22 protein-coding genes are annotated in these 19,339 nt (G+C 67.8%); 14 read left to right on the top strand and 8 right to left on the bottom strand.

From position 1 onward, the window contains the following. Positions 1 to 13 precede the first annotated feature (13 nt). Complete coding sequence (locus HMPREF3114_RS07910) at positions 14 to 1,756, top strand: GGDEF domain-containing protein (RefSeq protein WP_053497665.1); 1,743 nt, start codon at positions 14 to 16, stop codon at positions 1,754 to 1,756. A 9-nt stretch (positions 1,757 to 1,765) separates the two neighbouring features. Here the strand turns inward: HMPREF3114_RS07910 and HMPREF3114_RS07905 are convergent, their stop codons facing one another. Together HMPREF3114_RS07905 and HMPREF3114_RS07900 are read right to left on the bottom strand one after the other, a co-directional pair. After that, positions 1,766 to 2,272 (bottom strand): PaaI family thioesterase, encoded by a 507-nt coding sequence (locus HMPREF3114_RS07905; RefSeq protein ID WP_053497613.1) that lies wholly within the window; start codon positions 2,270 to 2,272, stop codon positions 1,766 to 1,768. Between the two features lie 37 nt (positions 2,273 to 2,309). Beyond that, complete coding sequence (locus HMPREF3114_RS07900) at positions 2,310 to 2,747, bottom strand: hypothetical protein (RefSeq protein ID WP_053497614.1); 438 nt, start codon at positions 2,745 to 2,747, stop codon at positions 2,310 to 2,312. Positions 2,748 to 3,032: 285 nt separating this feature from the next. Here HMPREF3114_RS07900 and HMPREF3114_RS07895 point away from each other — a divergent pair, with 285 nt between their 5' ends. The 6 genes from HMPREF3114_RS07895 to HMPREF3114_RS07870 all read left to right on the top strand — a co-directional run bounded on the left by HMPREF3114_RS07895 (position 3,033) and on the right by HMPREF3114_RS07870 (position 7,860). After that, complete coding sequence (locus HMPREF3114_RS07895; RefSeq protein ID WP_053497616.1) at positions 3,033 to 3,464, top strand: pyridoxamine 5'-phosphate oxidase family protein; 432 nt, start codon at positions 3,033 to 3,035, stop codon at positions 3,462 to 3,464. A gap of 94 nt (positions 3,465 to 3,558) precedes the next feature. Then, positions 3,559 to 4,140: an NMCC_0638 family (lipo)protein gene (locus HMPREF3114_RS07890; protein ID WP_053497618.1), complete on the top strand. Its 582-nt coding sequence runs from the start codon at positions 3,559 to 3,561 to the stop codon at positions 4,138 to 4,140. Between the two features lie 204 nt (positions 4,141 to 4,344). Further along, entirely contained in the window at positions 4,345 to 4,812 is a 468-nt protein-coding gene (locus tag HMPREF3114_RS07885; RefSeq protein WP_053497667.1) for a DUF2975 domain-containing protein, read from the top strand. Then, entirely contained in the window at positions 4,812 to 5,036 is a 225-nt protein-coding gene (locus HMPREF3114_RS07880; protein WP_053497620.1) for a helix-turn-helix domain-containing protein, read from the top strand. Before HMPREF3114_RS07885 ends, HMPREF3114_RS07880 begins: the two co-directional genes overlap by 1 nt. A gap of 43 nt (positions 5,037 to 5,079) precedes the next feature. Further along, complete coding sequence (locus HMPREF3114_RS07875; RefSeq protein WP_053497622.1) at positions 5,080 to 6,621, top strand: TerC family protein; 1,542 nt, start codon at positions 5,080 to 5,082, stop codon at positions 6,619 to 6,621. A gap of 102 nt (positions 6,622 to 6,723) precedes the next feature. Continuing rightward, positions 6,724 to 7,860 (top strand): metallophosphoesterase, encoded by a 1,137-nt coding sequence (locus HMPREF3114_RS07870; protein ID WP_053497624.1) that lies wholly within the window; start codon positions 6,724 to 6,726, stop codon positions 7,858 to 7,860. 136 nt (positions 7,861 to 7,996) lie between these two features. Here the strand turns inward: HMPREF3114_RS07870 and HMPREF3114_RS07865 are convergent, their stop codons facing one another. From HMPREF3114_RS07865 to HMPREF3114_RS07845, 5 genes are all read right to left on the bottom strand, one after another. Next, positions 7,997 to 8,635, bottom strand: a complete 639-nt coding sequence (locus tag HMPREF3114_RS07865) for a ferric reductase-like transmembrane domain-containing protein (RefSeq protein WP_053497626.1) — start codon at positions 8,633 to 8,635, stop codon at positions 7,997 to 7,999. Positions 8,636 to 8,717: 82 nt separating this feature from the next. Next, on the bottom strand, positions 8,718 to 9,452 hold the full coding sequence (locus HMPREF3114_RS07860) for an HvfC family RiPP maturation protein (protein ID WP_053497628.1): 735 nt from the start codon (positions 9,450 to 9,452) through the stop codon (positions 8,718 to 8,720). After that, a complete protein-coding gene (locus HMPREF3114_RS07855) occupies positions 9,445 to 10,290 on the bottom strand; it encodes an HvfB family MNIO-type RiPP peptide maturase (RefSeq protein ID WP_053497630.1) in 846 nt (281 codons plus the stop codon). The genes HMPREF3114_RS07860 and HMPREF3114_RS07855 overlap by 8 nt, the downstream gene beginning before the upstream one ends. 56 nt (positions 10,291 to 10,346) lie before the next feature. Then, positions 10,347 to 10,823, bottom strand: a complete 477-nt coding sequence (locus HMPREF3114_RS07850) for an HvfA family oxazolone/thioamide-modified RiPP metallophore (protein ID WP_053497632.1) — start codon at positions 10,821 to 10,823, stop codon at positions 10,347 to 10,349. Between the two features lie 100 nt (positions 10,824 to 10,923). Then, a complete protein-coding gene (locus HMPREF3114_RS07845; RefSeq protein ID WP_053497634.1) occupies positions 10,924 to 11,568 on the bottom strand; it encodes an HvfX family Cu-binding RiPP maturation protein in 645 nt (214 codons plus the stop codon). Between the two features lie 342 nt (positions 11,569 to 11,910). Here HMPREF3114_RS07845 and HMPREF3114_RS07840 point away from each other — a divergent pair, with 342 nt between their 5' ends. The 6 genes from HMPREF3114_RS07840 (at position 11,911) to HMPREF3114_RS07815 (ending at position 17,840) form a co-directional block, all read left to right on the top strand. Then, positions 11,911 to 12,705: an alpha/beta fold hydrolase gene (locus HMPREF3114_RS07840; protein ID WP_005415662.1), complete on the top strand. Its 795-nt coding sequence runs from the start codon at positions 11,911 to 11,913 to the stop codon at positions 12,703 to 12,705. Positions 12,706 to 12,708: 3 nt separating this feature from the next. Then, complete coding sequence (locus tag HMPREF3114_RS07835; protein WP_053497636.1) at positions 12,709 to 13,254, top strand: redoxin family protein; 546 nt, start codon at positions 12,709 to 12,711, stop codon at positions 13,252 to 13,254. A gap of 57 nt (positions 13,255 to 13,311) precedes the next feature. Beyond that, complete coding sequence (locus tag HMPREF3114_RS07830; RefSeq protein WP_005415664.1) at positions 13,312 to 14,052, top strand: response regulator; 741 nt, start codon at positions 13,312 to 13,314, stop codon at positions 14,050 to 14,052. Continuing rightward, positions 14,049 to 15,404 (top strand): sensor histidine kinase, encoded by a 1,356-nt coding sequence (locus HMPREF3114_RS07825; RefSeq protein WP_053497638.1) that lies wholly within the window; start codon positions 14,049 to 14,051, stop codon positions 15,402 to 15,404. The genes HMPREF3114_RS07830 and HMPREF3114_RS07825 overlap by 4 nt, the downstream gene beginning before the upstream one ends. An 84-nt stretch (positions 15,405 to 15,488) precedes the next feature. Continuing rightward, positions 15,489 to 16,502, top strand: a complete 1,014-nt coding sequence (locus HMPREF3114_RS07820; protein WP_053497640.1) for a hypothetical protein — start codon at positions 15,489 to 15,491, stop codon at positions 16,500 to 16,502. A 78-nt stretch (positions 16,503 to 16,580) separates the two neighbouring features. After that, positions 16,581 to 17,840, top strand: a complete 1,260-nt coding sequence (locus tag HMPREF3114_RS07815) for an MFS transporter (protein ID WP_070489514.1) — start codon at positions 16,581 to 16,583, stop codon at positions 17,838 to 17,840. A gap of 4 nt (positions 17,841 to 17,844) precedes the next feature. Here the strand turns inward: HMPREF3114_RS07815 and HMPREF3114_RS07810 are convergent, their stop codons facing one another. Next, positions 17,845 to 18,792, bottom strand: coding sequence for a nucleoside hydrolase (locus HMPREF3114_RS07810; RefSeq protein ID WP_005415667.1), 948 nt, complete (start codon positions 18,790 to 18,792; stop codon positions 17,845 to 17,847). A gap of 152 nt (positions 18,793 to 18,944) precedes the next feature. Here HMPREF3114_RS07810 and HMPREF3114_RS07805 point away from each other — a divergent pair, with 152 nt between their 5' ends. Then, the gene (locus HMPREF3114_RS07805) at positions 18,945 to 19,265 is read left to right on the top strand and encodes a hypothetical protein (RefSeq protein ID WP_053497646.1); all 321 of its coding nucleotides are present in this window, start codon (positions 18,945 to 18,947) and stop codon (positions 19,263 to 19,265) included. Positions 19,266 to 19,339: the final 74 nt, after the last annotated feature.

The following is a 19,339-nucleotide window of genomic DNA, read 5'->3' as shown; positions in this document are numbered from 1 at the left end:
AGGGGAAATGTGCATGGCCCGCAAGGCGTCGCCCATCGGATTGCGGACCTGGGTCTGGATCCTGGCCGGGTTGTTCGTAGTCTGTACGCTGCCGCTGATGGCCATCGCACTGGTGCAGGGCACGCTGCGCTTCACCGCCGCCGAGGACAACCTGGTCAGCCTGCGCCGGCTGCAGCAGACCTTCGACCTGGCCAACCGGGTGTCGGCCGAGCGCGGCCCCGCCAACAGCCTGCTGGGAGCCAATACGGCCGATGCGGCCGAACAGGCCCGGCTGGCCGCGCAGCTGGCGGTTGCGCGCAAGCGGGTCGACACCGCCCTGCTGCAACTGGACACCGTGTTCAAGGCCGATCCCGGCGTGGTCGGCGAACATGGGCTGTTGGCCGACGTGCAACGTCGCCTGCAGTCGGCGCGGGCCGCAGTGGACCAGGTGGCGGCACAGCCGCACGACGCGCGCCGGGTGGAAGACGTGGAGCGCGCGATCAGCAGCATGTTCGCCGTGGTCGATCGCCTGCACGTGTTGACCTCGACGCAGATCGGCGTGCTGGTCAGTGCCGACCGCGAAGCGGCGATCCCGGCAATGCAGGGCCAGGTGCTGATCGACCTGCGCGAGCATGGCGGCCGCCTGGCCTCGAACGTGATGGCGCCGGTGGCGGTACCGGGGGCCTGGCGTGACGAACAGGTGCGGGCGGCATTGCAGACCGAAGGCCGCCTGCTGGAGCTGTGGCGGCTGGCAGGCAGCCATGAAGCCGTGTTCCGCAGCGATCCGACGCTGTCCTGGCATTGGGACATGGCACGCCGCCAGTTCTTCGGCGAATCGCTGCCGATGATCGAACAGCTGATCGAAGATGGCCGGCGGGGCGTGCCGCCGCCGTGGACCGCCGCCGAGTTCACCACGCGCTACGTGCCGACTCTGCGGTCGCTGGAAGCGCTGCGTGATGGTTACCTGAGCGTGTCCATCGCCCGTTTCGAGCGCACCCGCAACCGCGAAGCGACGCGCCTGGTGGTGCTGGTGGCGACGGTGCTGGGCACGCTGGTGGTGCTGGGCGTGGCGCTGCGCATCGCCCATCTGCAGATCCTGCGGCCGCTGCTGCAGGCGCAGAAGCAGGTCATCCAGATCGCCTCGGAAGCCCCCGGCCCGGAGCAGCATGTGACCCACCCGCTGGCCGAGATGCAGCGCCTGTTCGATGCCATCGAAGTGCTGCGCGAGAAGTCGCGCGAGCGCTCGGCATTGACCAGCGAGCTGCGCCAGCTGGCCGGCACCGATGAGCTGACGGGGCTGTTGAACCGGCGCGCGCTGGACGAGTTGGTGCAGCAGCGTCATGCCGACGGCGGCAACAGTGCGGTGGTGATCCTGCTGGACGTGGACCGCTTCAAGGCGATCAACGACGGCCACGGGCATGATGCCGGTGACGAGGTGCTGGTGCAGGTGGCACAGCTGCTGCGGCGCCACCTGCGCCGCAGCGACCGCATTGCCCGCTACGGTGGCGAGGAATTCCTGGTGCTGCTGGCCGACGGCGACCTGGCCGGTGGCCGCCAGTTGGCTGAGTCGCTGCGCGTTGCGCTGCAGCGGCTGGACATCGCCCTGGTCGGTGGCAAGGTGCTGCGGGTCACTGCAAGCTTCGGCGTAGCCGAGGGGGGCACCGATGCGCTGGGCTGGCGCACCCTGCTGCGTGCCGCCGACGCGGCCATGTACCAGGCCAAGGCGCAGGGCCGCGACTGCGTGCGGGTGTCCGGCGGCGGCCGCAACGCACGTTGAGGACACGCATCAGCCGATCCGCGCATGCACGCGGCGCAGCGTGCGCGCGATCATCCGTCGCGCGATGGGACGCGGCACCGAGAACCCGCGCCAGCGCAGCGCACCCACCCGGAAGGTGGCGCTGGCGGTGGCCAGTACCTTGCCGTCCGGGTCGGTCAGCCAGCCACGGGTGAAGGCGATGCTGTCCTTGCTGTGCTCGACTTCGCCCCAGCCGATGATCCGCCCCGGCCGCGCCGGGTTGACGAAACTGGTCTTGGATTCCACCGTGACCGCGATGCGGTTGGCTGGCAGGGTGGCGTAGATCGCCGGCCCCATGCAGTCGTCCAGCATCGCTGACAGGAATCCGCCCTGCACGTTGCCCATCGGGTTGGTGAGCAGCGTCCCGGCGTCGAACTCGACCTGGATGCGGCGCAGTGCATCGTCATAGCCGACGAAGCGCCAGCCGAGCAGGGTACCGGCCTGGGAACGTGGAAGATCACCGTTGACCACGCTGTAGAAGATCGATTCGGGATTCATCGTGGAGCCTCGTGGGGGGAGGGGAGAGAAAGGGAACTCACCGCGGAAGCGACAACAGGGCCAGTACGAATCCAATGACGGACAGCAGCACCACTGCGGCGCCAGCGGGCACCGGTGTACGTGCACCGGTGCGTCTCCGCACACCCGAAGCGACCAGGACCGGCGGCAGCGTGGCGACCAGGCAGAACAGTTGGAACGCCAGCAGCTGCGGCAGTGCGAAGTGACCCCCGAAGAAGATCAGGCAGGCCAGCATCACGCCGGCACCGGCCAGTGCGATCCACCCGGCGCCGACCACGCGGATGAGTGCCATCAGCAGCACCTGCATGCGCGGTTCGATCTCCGCCCACGGCACACCCACCGCCTGCGCGTGGTAGGGCATGAAGTCGGAACGTTTCAGATAGGCCGCAGCAAACAGCGAGACAATGAAGAACGCCAGCAGGTAGCAGCCGAACGCGAGCCAGGCGAACAGATCCATGTGGAGGCCATGCGGTTGCGAAGGAGTCGCCGCGCGCATGCCGGCTGCCATGCCGGTCGTGCCACGGGGTTGCGCGATTCTCCGGCAGCCCCCTGTTAGCCGGTTGTGGTGCTTCGCAGGGGCGTTCCTCCATCTGCTTTTAACGTGGGTATGGTGGTGTGGAGTGCGTCACGCACGGACCATGCGCCGTATCTCGTTTCCCGTGAAGAGGCCGCAAGTGCTCATCCACTTTCCGGTCACCGCTCTGCGCAGACGCTGGGCGTCCCTCCGATCAAGGACCGCGCCGTGACCCAGCTCACCCTCCCAGAACTTGCCAAGAAAATGGCCGGCATCGATTTCACGATGCTGCAGACCCACGCCGGTGGAGAAATTGCCGGTCGCCCCATGAGCAACAACGGTGACGTGGACTATGACGGTGACAGCTGGTTCTTCACCATGGAAGACACCGACATGGTGCGCGAGATCGAGGCTGACCCTGCCGTCGCACTGGGTTTCTCCGGCAGCAAGTCGCTGCTGGGCAAGCCGCCGCTGTTCGTGCACGTGCAGGGAAGGGCAGCGCTGGTGCGCGATCGGGCCACGATGCGCGAGCACTGGGTGAAGGACCTGGAGCGGTGGTTCGAACAGGGAGTGGATACACCAGGACTGGTGCTGATCCATGTGCGCGCCAGCCGCATCCACTACTGGGATGGCGAGGACGAGGGCGAAATCACAGCCTGATCCCGGTGCGGGGAGGCCGGCGGCAACGCGGCCGTTGCACGCCACGCCCGGGCTTTGCCATCCTCCCCGCTGCGTTCCGTACCGTGGAGTTCCAATGCGCCCTGCCTCCTGGCTGATCCTGGCCCTGCTGCCTGCCCTGGCGGCGGCGCAGCCTGCGCGTGCACCCAGGGCCAGCGCACAAGCGCAGGACCCTTTCAGTGAGTTGTTCGATACCGCCTGCATGCAGCACATCGGCGCGCCAGCGCGGTTGCAGTCGTTGATGGAATCCAACGGGCTGTCACCGCTGCAGCCTGCCGAGGCGGCAACGTTGCTGCAGGGGCAGTCGGGCGTGGCCTGGATGGTGCCGCTGGCCAGCGGCCGCTATGCAGTCAGCTGGGCTGACGATGGCACGTGCACGGTCTACGCCGAAAAGGCCGACGCGGCGGTCGTGCAGAAGGGCTTCGCCCGGTTGGTGCAGGCGGCGCCGACGCCGTTGCAGGCGCGCTCGCTGCCAGGCCGTGGGCCGTTGTCGGCGGACCAGGTGGCGATCCAGTACGGCTGGGCCACGCCCGGGCAGGCCAAGCTGCAGGTGCGTTTCCGGCTGGTCACGCGGCAGGCGGCCGAGGCCGGCGTGCAGGCGATGGCCTCGGTGACGCCGGGCGAAGCGATGCTGGAGCAGGCTGCACCCAGCCAATAACGCTGGCCCCGCGCCGCGCAGGCTGCCCATGCCCGCGATTCAGCCTTTCATGCAGGTTGTGATATATCGTTTATCGATAAATACATCCCGGGGCGGCGGGGCCGCCCCAATGCCGGAGGCCGCTTGACCGCTCGTCCCGCCCGCGCCAGACCCGCGCGAGGCTTGTTCACCCTGGCCCAGGCCGCCGTCCAGGCCGTCCGGGCGATGTGCTGGCTGGGCATCCTGGCCGCACTGCTGGCCGTGCCGTTGGTCGCGCACGACCGTCGCTGGCTGCTCGACAGCGTCCACGATGCCGCTGCCGCTGCTGCGCACGGCAACGCCCTGTTCCTGCACTTCTGCCTGGGGCTGGCTGTGATCGTCGCGCTGCTGGTGCTGTGCCTGCTGTTCCTGCGCCATCTGCTGCGGCTGCTGAAATCGGCGGCGCGCGAAAGGCCGTTCACCCACGCCAATGCGCAGCGCCTGCGACGCATGGCGTGGCTGATGCTGGCGATGGAGCTGCTGTCGATCCTGATCGGCGCCTACGCGGCCTGGATGGGCCCGGACTTCAGCTGGATGGAGGTGGGCGGCGGCATGTCGATCACCGGGCTGGTGGCGGTGCTGATGCTGTTCGTGCTGGCACGCGTCTTCGCCGTGGGCGCGGCGATGCGCGATGACCTCGACGGTGTCATCTGATGGCAATCGTCATCACCCTGGACCGCGTGCTGCAGGAACGGGGCATGACCCTGTCCGAGCTGGCCGGTCGCATCGACATCACCCTGGCGAACCTGTCGATCCTGAAGACCGGCAAGGCGCGCGCCATCCGCTTTTCCACGCTGGATGCGATCTGCCGGGAGCTGCAATGCACGCCTGGCGACCTGCTCGGGTACGACCCGGCGCGGGCGCAGGACGCAGACTGAGTGTTTGTTCTTCTCCCTTACCCACTGACGAAACGGACCTGAAATGGAATGGTTGACTGACCCCTCGATTTGGATGGGCCTTGCAACCCTGGTCGTGCTTGAGATCGTGCTCGGCATCGACAACCTGGTGTTCATCGCGATCCTTGCCGACAAGCTTCCGCCACACCAGCGCGACCGCGCGCGGGTGATCGGCCTGGCACTGGCCCTGCTGATGCGGCTGGTGCTGCTGGCGGCGCTGGCCTGGATCATGAAACTGACCGCGCCGCTGCTTACGCTGTTCGAGCACAGCTTCTCCGGGCGTGACCTGATCCTGCTGGGCGGTGGCCTGTTCCTGCTGTTCAAGGGCACCATGGAGCTGCACGAACGGCTGGAAGGCCGCGCGCATCACGAAGACGGCAAGAAGGTCTACGCCAGCTTCGCAATGGTGGTGGCGCAGATCGTGGTGCTCGATGCGGTGTTCTCGCTGGACTCGGTGATCACCGCGGTCGGCATGGTCGACAACCTGGGCGTGATGTATGCCGCCGTCACCATCGCGATGGCGCTGATGCTGCTGGCGAGCAAGCCGTTGACCCGCTTCGTCAACAAGCATCCCACCGTGGTGGTGCTGTGCCTGGGCTTCCTGCTGATGATCGGTTTCAGCCTGGTGGCCGAGGGCCTGGGCTACAAGATCCCGAAGGGCTACCTGTACGCGGCGATCGCCTTCTCGATCCTGGTCGAGGCGTTCAATCAGTGGGTGCGTTTCAATCGTGAGCGCAACGAGCGCCGCCAGCCGTTCCGCCAGCGCACCGCTGATGCGGTGCTGCGCATGCTCGGGGCGCGCCCGGCCAACGGCCATGCCGATGACGGCGTGGACGAGCCGGTAGATGCCGAAGAGCGCCTGCAGCCGGCCGAGCACGAGATGATCCGCAGCGTGCTGGGCCTGGCTGACCGTCCGGTGTCGAGCGTAATGACCGTGCGCGCGGATGTGCAGTGGATCGACCTGGCGCGGGGCCAGGAGGATGTGGTGGCCCGCCTGGTGGCCTCGCCACACACCCGGCTGCTGGTGGGCGATGGTGACCTGGACAGCCTGCGTGGCGTGGTGCAGAGCCGCGACCTGCTGGCTGACCTGCTGCAGGGCAGGCCGCTGCAGCTGGAAGGCAACCTGCGCGAGCCGCAGTACGTGCTGTCCAGCGCCAGTGCGCTGCAGGCGCTGGAACTGATCCGCCAGCATCCGGTACCGCTGGCGGTGGCGGTGGATGAGTACGGCAGCGTGGAGGGCCTGGTGACCGCCAACGATCTGCTGGCGGCGATTGCCGGCGATCTGGTCGATACCCAGGACGAGCGCTATGGCGTGGTCGCACAGGGCGAGGACCAGTGGGAGGCCGACGGTGCGCTGACCCTGGACGACCTGCAGCGGCTGACCGGCGTATCGCTGCCACGCAGTGCCGACTACATGACCATCTCCGGGCTGGTGCTGGAGCAGCTGGGCCGGCTGCCGGACATTGGCGATGCAGTGGAGGTGGCGGGTGTGCGCATCACCGTGCTGGCGATGGAAAAACGCCGTATCGCCCGCCTGCGGGTGGAACACCTCGACCAGCCGTTGTAGAGCCGAGCCCATGCTGGGCTTCGGGGATGCAGCCGAGCATGGCTCGGCTCTACACAACATGGCCCGCAGCCGTCACCATGGCGGGCCCGCTTTTTGTCATGGATGGTTGCAGTGCTGAGTACGATCGGTTTGTTGATGGGCCTGTATGTGGCCTGGCGCCTGTTCTGGCCGCTGCGCATGCCCATCGGGTTGAAGGTCGTGCTGTCGCTGCTGATGGTGGCTGTGGCCGTGCAGCTGCGCATCGTGGCGACCTTTTGGGGCACGATGGCGTCGCCGGAAATTCCGAAACTGGCCATCGCCACGCTGGCCACCGGCTCCACGGCGGTGCTGCTGCTGGCATTGGTGATGCTGGTACTGGACGCCGGCCTGCTGGTTTCGCGCCTGCTGCGTTGGCCGCGCATGGTATCGGCCCTGCGTGCACCGCAGCTGCGGCCGGCGGCCGGCGTGCTGGCCCTGCTGGTCAGCGGTTATGGTGTCAGCCAGGGCATGGCAGTGCCCCAGCCGCGGCAGATCGAGGTGAGCATTGCCGGGCTGCCAGCGGCGTTCGACGGCTATCGCGTGCTGCAGCTGACCGACATCCATGCCAGCCGCCTGCTGACAGGTGACTGGGTGCGCAGGGTGGTGGACCAGGGCAACGCGCTGAAGCCGGACCTGATCGTGATCACCGGTGATCTGATCGACGGCAGCGTCGAGGCCCGTCGCGACGACGCGCGACCCCTGGCCGATCTGCGGGCGCCGGACGGTGTCGTTGCCATTACCGGCAACCACGAGTACTACGCGCAGTACCAGGAGTGGATGCAGGCGTTCCGCGCGCTGCACATGCAGGTGCTGGAGAACAGTCATCTGCAGGTACGACGCGGCGATGCGGCGCTCACCATCGCCGGTGTCACCGACCCGGTGGCGGCACGCTACGGCCTGCCGCTGCCGGATCTCCAGGCTGCACTGGAGGGTGCCGATCCGTCCGCGCCGGTGATCCTGCTCGATCATCGCCCGCGCAATGCACGCGAGGCGGCGGCGCGTGGGGTGAAGCTGCAGCTGTCCGGGCATACTCACGGTGGGCAGATCATCGGCATGGACCAGCTGGTGAAGCGAGCCAATGGCGGTTTTGTCTCCGGCCGCTATGACGTGGATGGGATGACGCTGTACGTGGGCAACGGTGCGGGCCTCTGGGCCGGTTTCCCGGCGCGCATCGGCGTGCCGTCGGAGATCACCCTGGTGACATTGCGCCGCGCGCCGTGACCTGAAGTGGGGAGGTCCCTTTGCGCAGTGAGTTCGCTGCCTATCGCGCTGGGATCCCTCTGTAGAGCCGAGCCCATGCTCGGCTGAACCAGAGAGGCAGCCGAGCATGGGCTCGGCTCTACAAGTAACCGCCACCTCAAGAACTCCGCAGCGGCGGCCGCGCATGCGCATTGCGCCGCAGTGACTGCGCCCGCTTGGCTATCCAGCGCACCACGAAGGCGGTGAACAGCAGTGCCGATGGCACCGCATACCAGAAGTTGCCTGGCACGCGCTTGAAGTACGAGTAGGTGAACACCGCCGCGATGATCCACATGCCGGTCAGGTGCAGGCGACGCCAAGCGGTGGGGCCCATGCGGCGGGCGATCCCCCGATGCGAGGTGATGGCCAGCGCCAGGATGGCGATGTAGCCCACCGTGCCCGGGAGGTTGGCCAGCGCGGATCGTGCTGGCCAGAACGCCGGGTTGAGGATGCCGAAACTGGTGATGGCGATGGCATGCAGCAGGTGCGAAAACGCGAAGGACAAACCGACGGTGCGCCGTTCGCGCAGCAGGAACCGGGTGAATGGGCCGGGCAGAAGACTGGCGAACGACGATGCGGTGAACGCCGCCAGGAACAGCAGGAACGATGTACGTGCAGTGACCCGTATCGCCGCACGGCTGCCTTCGGCTGCATCGGGATACAGGGCGAAGGCCGCCAGCGCGAATGCGATCAGGACCACGGCCATGGCCACAAACAGGCGCCAGCCGTGCAGGAAGGAAGTGTTGTAAGCAGGCATGGTGAGACCTCGAAGCAGGAATGGGGAGCACCGGCCGCTGGCCGGGCGATGAGTGGGTAGCGCCGGCCGCTGGCCGGCACCCTCAACAGTCGTTCGGCACAACCAGCACGCTCGCCGCACACAGCTCGCCCAGTACCGGCGCGCAGGCCGCGCGCAATGCGTCCGTTGCCACGCCATGTGCCTCGGACAGCGCCCGGAGTGCTGCTTCCACAGCTGCGCCGTCGTCACCAAAGATCGATAGCAGCGCGTAGGCCAGCGGCGACAGTTGCTCGACCTGCAGGCTGAAATCGGCGAGGCGCCGGATCAGCAGCAGCGTGGGCGCAGCGCTCGGCACCGGTTCCAGCCCCTCGTCCTCGTGCACCGGCGACTTGTAGCCCAGCACCCGCACCAGCGGCGAAACCGCCAGCACATCGCTGCCCTCGGGAACGCTGTGCAGCGACTGCCCGGCGTCACGCGCTTCAATGTGCAGCGACTGCAGCGTGCTCTCGTAGTGCGCCAGTTCCGCTGCCCAGGCCGGGAGTGCCAGCGTGTCCTGCACTGCCAGCCAGGCCGTGAATTCGCCGGCGATCTGTGGGAACAACGGGGTCTGGCAGGCGTGGTGGGCGTAGTAGTGCTCCACTGTGTCGCGCCAGTGTGGCGTGCCCAACTGCTGTTGCAGGCGCGGCAGGCTGCCGGCCAGCAGGGCGTCCAGGCTGTCGATGCACAGGCGGCGGTATACCGCCAGCCTGCCCGCCTCGACGCCCTCGGGTGCGGCCATTGCTGGGTCGCGCACATGATCTGCCCAGCGCCGTTGCAGGGTAGCCAGCGACTCAGCCATGGGCCACCTCGGGTGAACGTGCCTCGACCTGCGCCTGGCGGATCCGCGCAACCTCGGTCAGCAACTCCGCCAGCGGCGGAAAGTTGAAGTCGCGTTCGAGCAGCGTGGGGCGCACGCCGACCCGCGCATAGGCCTCGCGCAACAGCGCCCAGACCACGCCTTTCACCGGGGCACCGTGGGTATCGATCTTGAAGCCATCACCTTCATCGAAATGGCCGGCCACATGCAGCGAGGCAACGCGGTGGGACGGCACGCGGGCCAGGAATTCGAAAGCGTCGTAATCGTTGTTGCAGGCGTTGACGAAGACGTTGTCGACGTCCAGCAGCAGGTCGCAGTCGGCTTCGGCGAGCACGGCGTTGATGAAGTCGATCTCGCTCATGTCCGCGCCGGCAACGGCGTAGTAGGAGATGTTCTCCACGGCGATGCGCCGGCCCAGCATGTCCTGCACCTGGGCGATGCGACCGGCGACATGCTGTACGGCTTCGGCGGTGAACGGCAGCGGCAGCAGGTCGTAGACATGTCCGCCGGCGGCGCAGTAGCTCAGGTGTTCGCTGTACAACTGCACCTGGTGCAGGTCGAGGAAGGCACGGGTCTGTGCCAGCAGGGTGCGGTCCAGCGGATCAGGACCTCCCAGCGACAGCGACAGGCCGTGGCAGGTCAGGGGGGGGCGCTCGCTGAGCTGGCGCAGCGCGGCGCCGTGTGCACCGCCGACGCCGATCCAGTTGTCAGGGGACACTTCGAGGAAGTCGATGGCACCGGCCGGCATTGCCAGCAGTTCGTCGATCAGGCCACGGCGCAGGCCAAGACCGGCGGCATTGGAGGGCAGGGGCAGGGACATGGCGGATGCTCCAGAGAGAGGGCGCCGCCTTGAAGGCGGCGCCGGTTGGACGTCGATCAATCGGCAACGCGGGAGAACAGACCCTTCGGCATCGGCTTGCCGTTGGCGGTGTAGACGCTGCGCAGGTAGTCGTGCGCTTCCTGCTCGCTGATGTAACCGTCGTGGTCGGTGTCGATGCGGTCGAACTCGGCGGCACGCTTGGCGGCCACCGCGTTGAACTCGGCGCGCGAGACCTTGCCGTCGTGGTCACGGTCGGTACGGGCAAACGAGGCGTCGCCGCACTTGCCTTCACCACACTGGCCCTCGGCCACCTTGGCCTTGCCGGCGGGCTTGCCGGTGGTGGCCTTGCTGGCCCCGCACTTGCCTTCGCCGCACTTGCCTTCGGCGGCGGCGCCCATGGCGACGGCGCTGATCGCCAGCGGTTGGATCGCGGCGGCCTGGCCGGCCAGCAGCAGGCCACCGGCCAGGGCGATGCCGATGGCACCAATGCGCGGCAGGCGGGAGGAGGGGGTGTTCCTGGTCGAGACGGACATGGTGGTGACTCCTTGGGGATGGCACGCCAGGCGTGCGGGATGGACGCCGCCTGAAGGCGACGGAAACGAAAGGAAGAAGCTCGGGAAGGGGCGAAGCAGGTCAGGCGGTGCGACGACGGCGCAGCGCGTAGCCCAGCAGCAGCACGCCACCGAGCAGGGCGCCGCCGAAGCCGACGCCGGGCAACAGCGCGGCAACCGGCAGCAACAGGGCGATCAGGCTGACGCCCCAGCCCAGGCCGTCATTGCCGACGGGGGCATGCTGTGGGCCGGCCAGCAGCCGGTCCACGCTGAGCGCGCCACCGCCGTTGAGGATCAATGGCAGCAGCATGGCCAGGAACAGCAGCGGCAGCTTGAAGTTGCCGTAGCCCTGGTCGGTGATCGCGTAGCCCTGCCAGAGTTCACTCAGGCCGTTCCACTGGTCGGGCCAGTGCACGGCGGCGATGGCGACCACCGTCAACACCCAGAAGACGTGGGCCACCGAGCGCGTGGCCAGGCCGAGCAGCAGCATCACCGCACCCACCAGTTCCAGCCAGGTGGCCAGTTGCCAGTTCAACGATGCGGGCAGGGTGGAGAACGGGAACGGGAAGCGACCTTCCAGGTCGGCGAACCAGTTCTGGCCGCCCAGCTTCTCGCGGCCGGACTCAAAGAACTCCCAGGCCAGCAGGGTGCGCAGCGCCAATGGCGACAGCCAGCGGCCGACGGCGTCCAGGCGGGGGGTATACACGGAAGAGGCGGTGCTGATCATGGTGGTGTCCTGCGGGCCAGTGGTCGATGGAGGCCATTCCAGGCGGTGCAGGTATCGGCAACGTGTGCCGTTGCCCGGGGTTTTGTCAGCGACTGTGGCCGCGACCGGGGTTTCGTACAGTCCGATACAAAGACGATGCGTGGATGCACATCGGGGCGTTGTGCGCACGCGGGCGGGGAACGATGTCCGGCCGGTAGTAGCCGGCCTGGCCCGTCGCGCAAATGTATCCCAGTGTAGAAACCCGCCTGCGCCCTACAGTCCGGTACAACTCCGCGCCACGGAGAAACAGCGCCGATACACCGGCAGGCGGAAATGGCCACTCCCAACACCGGAGTGACACCCATGATCCGTACCTCCTTGCTTGCCGCCGCTCTCGCCCTGGCCGGCGCTGCCGCCCCCGCCTTCGCTACCCAGGCCGATACCGCTGCACCGCCCACCGTCATCCTGGTGCACGGCGCCTTCGCCGATGGCTCCAGCTGGAGCAAGGTCCTCACCACGCTGCACGACTGGAAGGTGCCGGCGGTGGCGGTGCAGAACCCGCTCACCTCACTGGCCGACGATGTGGCGGCCACCCGCCGCGCGATTGCCGCCGCGCCTGGCAAGGTGGTGCTGGTCGGCCACAGCTGGGGTGGCACGGTCATCACCGAAGCGGGCAATGACCCGAAGGTGCAGGCGCTGGTGTACGTGGCGGCCTTCGCACCGGATGCAGGGCAGTCTTCGGCGCAACAGGGCGAAGGCTTCCCGGTCGGGCCGGGCCTGGCCCGGCTGCAGGAGAGGGATGGCTACCTGACCTTGCCGGCCGATGCCATCGCCCAGGACTTCGCCCCGGACGTGATGAAAAAGTCGGCCGCACTGCTGTACAGCACGCAGGTCCCGTTGAAGGCCAGCGCGCTGGGCGAGGTGGTGAACGTGGCGGCCTGGCGCAGCAAGCCGAGCTGGTACGTGCTCAGTCGTGATGACCGCATGCTGTCGCCACAGCTGCAGGCCGCGACCGCACGTCGCATCGGTGCTCAGCTGCAATCGATCGGCAGCAGCCATGTGTCGCTGCTTTCGCATCCGGCGCAGGTGGCCGACAGCATCCTGGAAGCGGCGGGGGTGAAGCCGGTGGAGCTGCCGCTGGCCGAGCAGGGGGGCTGAGCGATGGCCGCACTGCGAGGGTACGCACTGCCGCTGCTGCTGGGCCTGCTGGGCGGAGCGGTGTTGTTGCTGGCATGGCCCAGCCCGGAGGCCGGTGCGCGGCCGGCACAGGCCGTTCCCGCCACCGGGTTCGACGGCGGCGGGCCCTGGCACAACAGCCCACCGCTCACACTGAAGCAGTTGCGGGGACAGGTGGTGCTGGTCGAGTTCTGGACCTACACCTGCAGCAACTGCCTCAACGTGGCGCCGTATGTCCACCAGTGGCATGCACGCTACGCGCCGCAGGGCCTGACGGTGATCGGCGTGCATACGCCGGAATTCGCCTATGAAGGGTTGCCCGGCAACGTGCGCAAGGCCATCGCGCGGTTGGATATCACCTGGCCGGTGGTGCAGGACAACCAGTACCGGATCTGGAACGCCTGGGACAACCGCTTCTGGCCCGCGCTGTACCTGCTCGACCGGCAGGGGCGGGTGGTCTACCGCCATTACGGCGAGGGCGACTACGCACGTACCGAAAGCGAGATCCAGCGCCTGCTGGCCAGCCCTTGAGCCGCGCTACCATGGCCGCGCAGCGCGGCCCTGACCTCCGTCTTCATCGAGAACGCAATGAACCATGTACCGCACATCCTGGTCGTCGACGATGACAGCGAGATCCGCCAGATGCTGGCCGACTACCTGCAGCGCAACGGCCTGCGCGTGAGCCAGGCCGACGGTGGCCGGGCCATGCGCGCGCTGATGGATACCCATGCGGTGGATCTGGTGGTGCTGGACGTGATGATGCCGGGCGAGGACGGCCTGAGCCTGTGCCGCAACCTGCGCGCCGGCAAGCATCGTGCGGTGCCGGTGGTGCTGCTGACCGCCCGCGATGACGAAACCGATCGCATCATCGGCCTGGAAATGGGCGCTGACGACTACGTGACCAAGCCCTTTTCCTCGCGCGAACTGCTGGCGCGCATCAACGCCGTGATCCGCCGCACGCAGATGCTGCCGCCGAACCTGCAGGTGAGCGAGGCCGGGCGCCAGCTCGCCTTCGGCGAGTGGCGCCTGGACACCACCGCGCGCCATCTGCTGGATGCGCAGGACACTGCGTATCCGCTCAGTGGCGCCGAGTTCCGCCTGTTGCGCGTGTTCCTCGACCACGCCAATCGGGTGCTTAGTCGTGACCAGCTGCTCAGCCTCACCCAGGGCCGCGATGCCGAACTGTTTGATCGCTCGATCGACCTGCTGGTCAGCCGCGTGCGCCAGCGACTGGGTGACGACGCGCGCGAGCCGACCTACATCAAGACCGTGCGCAGCGAAGGCTATGTGTTCAGCGTGCCGGTGCAGTTGCTGGGGCCGGACGAATGAACACCTGCGCACGCCGTCCACGCTGGACGCGCACGCTGTCGGCGCGGCTGCTGCTGGTCCTGCTGGGCGGACTCACCCTGGCCCACGCGCTGTCCTTCGGCCTGCTGTTCTTCGAACGCTACCAGTCCACCCGTAGCATGATGCTGCGCAACCTCGACGAGGATGTGGCGGTGAGTGTCGCGCTGCTGGAGCACCTGCCTGTGGCGCAGCGTGAGGCCTGGGTGCCGCGGCTGGAGCGGCGCACCTACCGTTACCTGCTGCGCCCGGCCGCGGCCGGACCAGGGCTGCAGACCGACCGTGCACGCCAGGTCACGGCGATCATCGACGACAGCCTGCAGCACCGCTATCCGTTGCAGGCGCGCCAGGTGGCTCGCCTGCCGGAGCGGTTCGAGGTGGAACTGCGCCTGCACGACGGCACACCCTTGACCATTGAAGTCACTCCGTCGGGCCTGCCGCTGGCACGTTGGCTGCCCGCCGTGCTGCTGGTGCAGCTGGCGCTGCTGCTGGTGTGCGCGTGGTTGGCGGTGCGCCTGGCCCTGCGCCCGCTGCAGCAGCTGTCGCATGCGGTGGAGCATCTGCAGCCGGGCAAGGACGGGCCTGCACTGCCTGAAGATGGCCCTGCGGAAGTGGGCGGCGCGGCGGCTGCACTCAATGCACTGCAGGCACGCATTCGTGGCCATGTCAGTGAGCGCCTGCAGATCCTGGCCGCGATCTCGCATGACCTGCAGACCCCCATCACGCGCATGAAGCTTCGGGTGGAGACCCTGCCTGAAGACAGCACCCAGCAGCGGCTGCTGGCCGACCTCGACCACCTGGGTCAACTGGTGCGTGAGGGCGTGGCCTATGCGCGCAGCAGCCACGTCGCCAGTGGCGCGCCGGTGTCGATGGACCTGGGCGCGTTCCTGGCCAGTGTGGTCGGCGATTACGAGGACATGGGAAAGCCGGTCATTGGTGGTGCGCCCGCTGGACTGGTCGTGCAGACCTGGCCGCAGCCGCTGCGCCGGGTGGTCGGCAATCTGGTCGACAACGCGTTGCGTTACGCCGGTGCCGCCGAGATCGAGGCGGGTCGCGATGAGGCCGGAAGGGTGTGGATCAGCATTTCCGACCGTGGCCCCGGTATTCCCGAGGGCCAGCTGCAGGCAGTGCTGGCGCCGTTCCACCGGCTGGAAAGCTCGCGCAATCGCGATACCGGCGGGACCGGCCTGGGCCTGGCCATCGCGGTGCAGCTGGCGCAGTCGCTGGGCGGCTCGCTGCGGTTGCACAACCGCGAGGGTGGCGGCCTGCGGGCGGAACTGCAGCTGCCGGGGCAACGGGCGGGGTCGGATCCCTTGGCCGGTGGCAAAGGGCTCTGACCCCGATGTGGGATCCGCGGCAATCCTGCACGGCCCCGGGATCGGCGATCATCTGCAGGGAGTGTCGAAACCAGGAAACACGCAATGCAGGGAACGCAGCATTCAATCCGGTGTCCGCGCCACGTCGCGCTGCTGTCCGGTCTACTCGCGCTGGCGGCCTGCCAGCGCACACCGGACGCGTCGACCGTGGCACCCACAGCGGGCACACCGCTTGCCGCCCCGGCCACCGCAGCAGACCTCTCTCCACTACTGGATGCCTTGCCGACCTGCGTGCTGGACGGCTGGTACATCGATCAGCAGACCGGGCGCCCGGCCCATCCCTGGTTGGCGGCGAACGCACCGAAACCCTGCAAGGAAGACGGGGAGAACGAGATCGCCACGTTCTGCGTGCAGGGGCAATGGAAGGGGCTGCCGGTGGAGGAAGTGATCCTGCCGACGATGACGTTCGTTTCGTTCCGTGGGGCCAGGATCGGCCTGCCGCTGGAGAAGGCACGTCCCATCGTCCGCCAGCGTTTCGGGCAGGACTTCCCGGGTGGTGCGGCCTACGAGGAAGGGCGCGAGCCGAAGCTGCTGGCCGACCCAGAGGATGCGCAGCGTTCGTGGCTGCTGTGCAGCACCCCGGAACTGGGCCACGACGTGGACAGCGAGGGAAGCATCAGCTATTCCGGCATGAACCTGCCCTACGATCACGACGGTTGCAGCTACCGCTACAGCCCGGTCGACTTCTGCGATGCGCGGCACCGCGCAGCCATCGAAGATGCCCTCCAGCATCGGAAACCCAATTTCAACCAGTACTATCTGCTGGTACAGGTCGATGATCGACCCGAGTACTTCCAGCGCACGCTGGTACTGGTCGATACCCGCACAGGCAGGGCGACGCCACTGCCGTTCGATGCCTTCACCGGGCCGGCAGGGAAGGGCGGTGATGCAACCGGATACGGGACACTGGAAACGGGCGTGGACCAGCAGCAGTTCTGCCTCGATGGCGCGTTGCTGGTCTACCGCGTGTTCGAGGAGGGGCGCTTCTGCTTCGGCTTTGACGGCGAACGTTTCACCGGCCATGAAACCCAGTACATGCAGGCAGCGGACAGCCGATGACCGGTATTTCACCCCGTCCATGCCACGCTGCGCCGAACCTGTACATCCGGGATCGAGGCTGTTGAAGGCGAATACGCAATGACTGTGGCGCGACAGCGCTCGATGTGGGTGGCCGGCCTGTCCACGGTGGTGGAGTGGTACGACTTCACCCTGTACCTGTACTTCGCCACGGTGCTGTCGCGGGTGTTCTTCGGCGGTGGCGAGCAGGCGCTGCTGGTCACCTTGGCCGGATTCGCCGTGTCCTACCTGATGCGTCCGCTGGGCGCGCTGTGCTTTGGTCACCTGGGTGACCGGCTCGGCCGGCGATGGATGTTGCTTGCGTCGATGGCGTTGATGGCAGCGGCAATGCTGGCCACTGCGCTGCTGCCGACCGCGGCCACCGCAGGCGCCACGGCCGGCGTGCTGCTGCTGCTGCTGCGCTGCGTGATGGCGTTCTCGGTGGGCGGCGAATATACCGGCGTGGTGGCGTACCTGCTGGAAAGCGCACCGGCGCGCCGACGCGGCCTGGTTACGTCATTGGCTTCGGCGGCCAGCGAAGTGGGCGCACTGCTGGCGGTGGCGATCTCTGCACTTACCGTCGCGCTGCTGCCCACCGTGCAGCTGGACCGTTGGGGCTGGCGGATTCCGTTCCTCGTCGGCGCCGCGCTTGCGCTGGTGATCCTGATTGCGCGTTCGGGCATGCACGAGTCGCCGGAGTTCGAGCGCCAGCGCCGCGAAGGCAGCATTCCCGCCACACCACTGCGGCATGTGCTGCAGCATCATCCGTTGGCGGTGGCGCGCACGTTCGCGATTTCGGCGCTGGGATCGATCACTTACTACGTGGGCATCACCTATGTGCCTGCATTCCTGCACGCGCAGGGCCACGATGAGGGTGACGCACTGTGGCTGTCGACGATCGCGGCGGTGGCAGTGATCGCGATCACGCCCCTGTGTGGCGCTTTGTCGGACCGCATCGGACGACGTCCGGTGTTGTTGGGCCTGACCGTGCTGGCAGCGTTGCTGCCGCTGTCCCTGTTTGCGTGGATGGCACAGGCGACAGCGCTGGGCATCGTGCTGGCGGCGGTGCTGCTGGCTTGCGTGGCCGGTGGTGTAAGCGCGGTGGCGGCCCCGGCCACGGCTGAGCAGTTCCCAGGCGAAGGCCGGGTCAGCGGCCTGGCACTGGGGGTAACAATGGCCACTGCCTTCTTCGGCGGGGCAACGCCATGGCTGGCGCAATGGTGGGTGGAGCGCAGCGGCTGGGCGGCGGCGCCGGGCGCGATGATCGCGCTGGTGGCGGTGCTGGTGCTGCCGGTGCTGTGGACCCTGCCCGAGACGGTCCCGGGCAGGGCCAGGCGCTAGCCGGTCAGACCTTCAGGGTCTGCTCGATGTCGGCCAGTACCGCGGCCGCATCCACACCGATGGCGATCGACTGCACCACGTGGCCGTCCCATACGCTGGGGCCGAATGCCAGGCCTTCCGGCTTGGGAATGGTCATGCCGCGGGCGACGCCGTCGGTGGCCACGCGCACGCTGGCGCGCTCGAACTGGAACAGTTCCGGGCGGGTCAGCGCGATGCACGCGCAGCAGTCATGCACGACCATGCCCTTGTGGCCGGCCTGCAGGTAGAAGTCCACGTAATCCTGCGACAGCGCACGGACCAGCTCGGCGTCGGCACCGCCGATGGTGGCCAGCTTATCCAGGCCGTCACGGTCCATTTCCACGCGGGTGGTCACGTCCAGGCCGATCGCGGTGACTGGCCAGCTGGCGGTGAACACCACGTCGGCGGCTTCGGCATCGCCCCAGATATTGGCCTCGGCGGCCGGGGTGATGTTGCCGTTGACGTGGAAGGCGCCGCCCATGATCACCACGCCGCGTACCAGGCCGGCGATGTCCGGGGCCTGCTGCAGGGCCAGGGCCAGGTTGGTCATGCGGCCGACCGCGACCAGGGTCACTTCGCCCGGATGGGCGCGGACCAGATCGATGATCAGCTGATGGGCCGGGCGGGCATCGGCGGCCACGTCCAGGCTGGCCGGCACCGGGTGGTTGCCCAGGCCGTTGTGGCCGTGGATGTGCACCGGCCACGCTTCCGGGGTGGCTTCCGGCTGCAGCGGGCCATCGGCACCGCGCGCGACCGGGGCGGCGAAGCCCCAGGCCTGCTTCAGGTACAGCGCGTTGTGCGTGGTCGACTCCACCGAGGCATTGCCGAAGGTGGTGGTGACACCGATCAGGTCGATCTGGGCGTGCTTGTGCAGGTAAAGCAGGGCCAGGGCGTCGTCGACGCCCGGGTCGGTATCGAAAATGACTTTCAGCATGTTGTTGTTCTTCTTCTTCCGTGTGGTGCGAGGGGCGCCGGCGGCCACGGGGCAGGCCGGCGCGCCCCCACATTGTCCCATCTTCATGACAGGCAGGGCCATTGCCGGGGTGACAGGCCATAATGCCTCCAGTCCAGGCATGGAGTCGCCGAATGCTGATCGTTGCCCTTCTGCTGGTCCTGCTGGTGCTGGGCCTGAACGTGGTGGCCACCGTGGTGATCGTCAGGCGTGATGGACTGTCGGCGGGTGGCCGGACGGTGCAGCTGCTGCTGGTCTGGCTGCTGCCGCTGGTCGGGGCCATCCTGTGCATGGCGGTGGCTACGGCCGATGGCTCGGGCAGCCGGGGGGATGGCGGCGCAAGCTACGACAGCTCAGGTGGCTACTCAGATGACAACCACAGCCATCACAGCCACAGCAGCTCCGACTGCAGCAGTGATGGCGGCGGGGGGGACGGCGGCAGCTGCGGCGATTGAGGTCCCTGTAGCGTCGAGCCATGCTCGACTGCTCTTCGCTTCAACGCCGCCGTGCCTGAGCAAGAAAGCAGTCG

The sequence above is a fragment of the Stenotrophomonas sp. HMSC10F07 genome, assembly GCF_001807895.1.
In the GTDB taxonomy this organism is placed as follows: domain Bacteria; phylum Pseudomonadota; class Gammaproteobacteria; order Xanthomonadales; family Xanthomonadaceae; genus Stenotrophomonas; species Stenotrophomonas sepilia.
The sequence above is the reverse complement of the archived record's forward strand: the minus strand, read 5'-3'. Positions and strand labels throughout refer to the sequence as shown.

Coding starts and splice junctions, on each gene's coding strand:
- HMPREF3114_RS07910 (WP_053497665.1), top strand. CDS start 14: ATGGCCCGCAAGGCGTCGCCCATCGGATTGCGGACCTGGGTCTGGATC.
- HMPREF3114_RS07905 (WP_053497613.1), bottom strand. CDS start 2,272: ATGAATCCCGAATCGATCTTCTACAGCGTGGTCAACGGTGATCTTCCA.
- HMPREF3114_RS07900 (WP_053497614.1), bottom strand. CDS start 2,747: ATGGATCTGTTCGCCTGGCTCGCGTTCGGCTGCTACCTGCTGGCGTTC.
- HMPREF3114_RS07890 (WP_053497618.1), top strand. CDS start 3,559: ATGCGCCCTGCCTCCTGGCTGATCCTGGCCCTGCTGCCTGCCCTGGCG.
- HMPREF3114_RS07885 (WP_053497667.1), top strand. CDS start 4,345: ATGTGCTGGCTGGGCATCCTGGCCGCACTGCTGGCCGTGCCGTTGGTC.
- HMPREF3114_RS07880 (WP_053497620.1), top strand. CDS start 4,812: ATGGCAATCGTCATCACCCTGGACCGCGTGCTGCAGGAACGGGGCATG.
- HMPREF3114_RS07875 (WP_053497622.1), top strand. CDS start 5,080: ATGGAATGGTTGACTGACCCCTCGATTTGGATGGGCCTTGCAACCCTG.
- HMPREF3114_RS07870 (WP_053497624.1), top strand. CDS start 6,724: ATGGTTGCAGTGCTGAGTACGATCGGTTTGTTGATGGGCCTGTATGTG.
- HMPREF3114_RS07865 (WP_053497626.1), bottom strand. CDS start 8,635: ATGCCTGCTTACAACACTTCCTTCCTGCACGGCTGGCGCCTGTTTGTG.
- HMPREF3114_RS07860 (WP_053497628.1), bottom strand. CDS start 9,452: ATGGCTGAGTCGCTGGCTACCCTGCAACGGCGCTGGGCAGATCATGTG.
- HMPREF3114_RS07855 (WP_053497630.1), bottom strand. CDS start 10,290: ATGTCCCTGCCCCTGCCCTCCAATGCCGCCGGTCTTGGCCTGCGCCGT.
- HMPREF3114_RS07850 (WP_053497632.1), bottom strand. CDS start 10,823: ATGTCCGTCTCGACCAGGAACACCCCCTCCTCCCGCCTGCCGCGCATT.
- HMPREF3114_RS07845 (WP_053497634.1), bottom strand. CDS start 11,568: ATGATCAGCACCGCCTCTTCCGTGTATACCCCCCGCCTGGACGCCGTC.
- HMPREF3114_RS07840 (WP_005415662.1), top strand. CDS start 11,911: ATGATCCGTACCTCCTTGCTTGCCGCCGCTCTCGCCCTGGCCGGCGCT.
- HMPREF3114_RS07835 (WP_053497636.1), top strand. CDS start 12,709: ATGGCCGCACTGCGAGGGTACGCACTGCCGCTGCTGCTGGGCCTGCTG.
- HMPREF3114_RS07830 (WP_005415664.1), top strand. CDS start 13,312: ATGAACCATGTACCGCACATCCTGGTCGTCGACGATGACAGCGAGATC.
- HMPREF3114_RS07825 (WP_053497638.1), top strand. CDS start 14,049: ATGAACACCTGCGCACGCCGTCCACGCTGGACGCGCACGCTGTCGGCG.
- HMPREF3114_RS07820 (WP_053497640.1), top strand. CDS start 15,489: ATGCAGGGAACGCAGCATTCAATCCGGTGTCCGCGCCACGTCGCGCTG.
- HMPREF3114_RS07815 (WP_070489514.1), top strand. CDS start 16,581: ATGACTGTGGCGCGACAGCGCTCGATGTGGGTGGCCGGCCTGTCCACG.
- HMPREF3114_RS07810 (WP_005415667.1), bottom strand. CDS start 18,792: ATGCTGAAAGTCATTTTCGATACCGACCCGGGCGTCGACGACGCCCTG.
- HMPREF3114_RS07805 (WP_053497646.1), top strand. CDS start 18,945: ATGCTGATCGTTGCCCTTCTGCTGGTCCTGCTGGTGCTGGGCCTGAAC.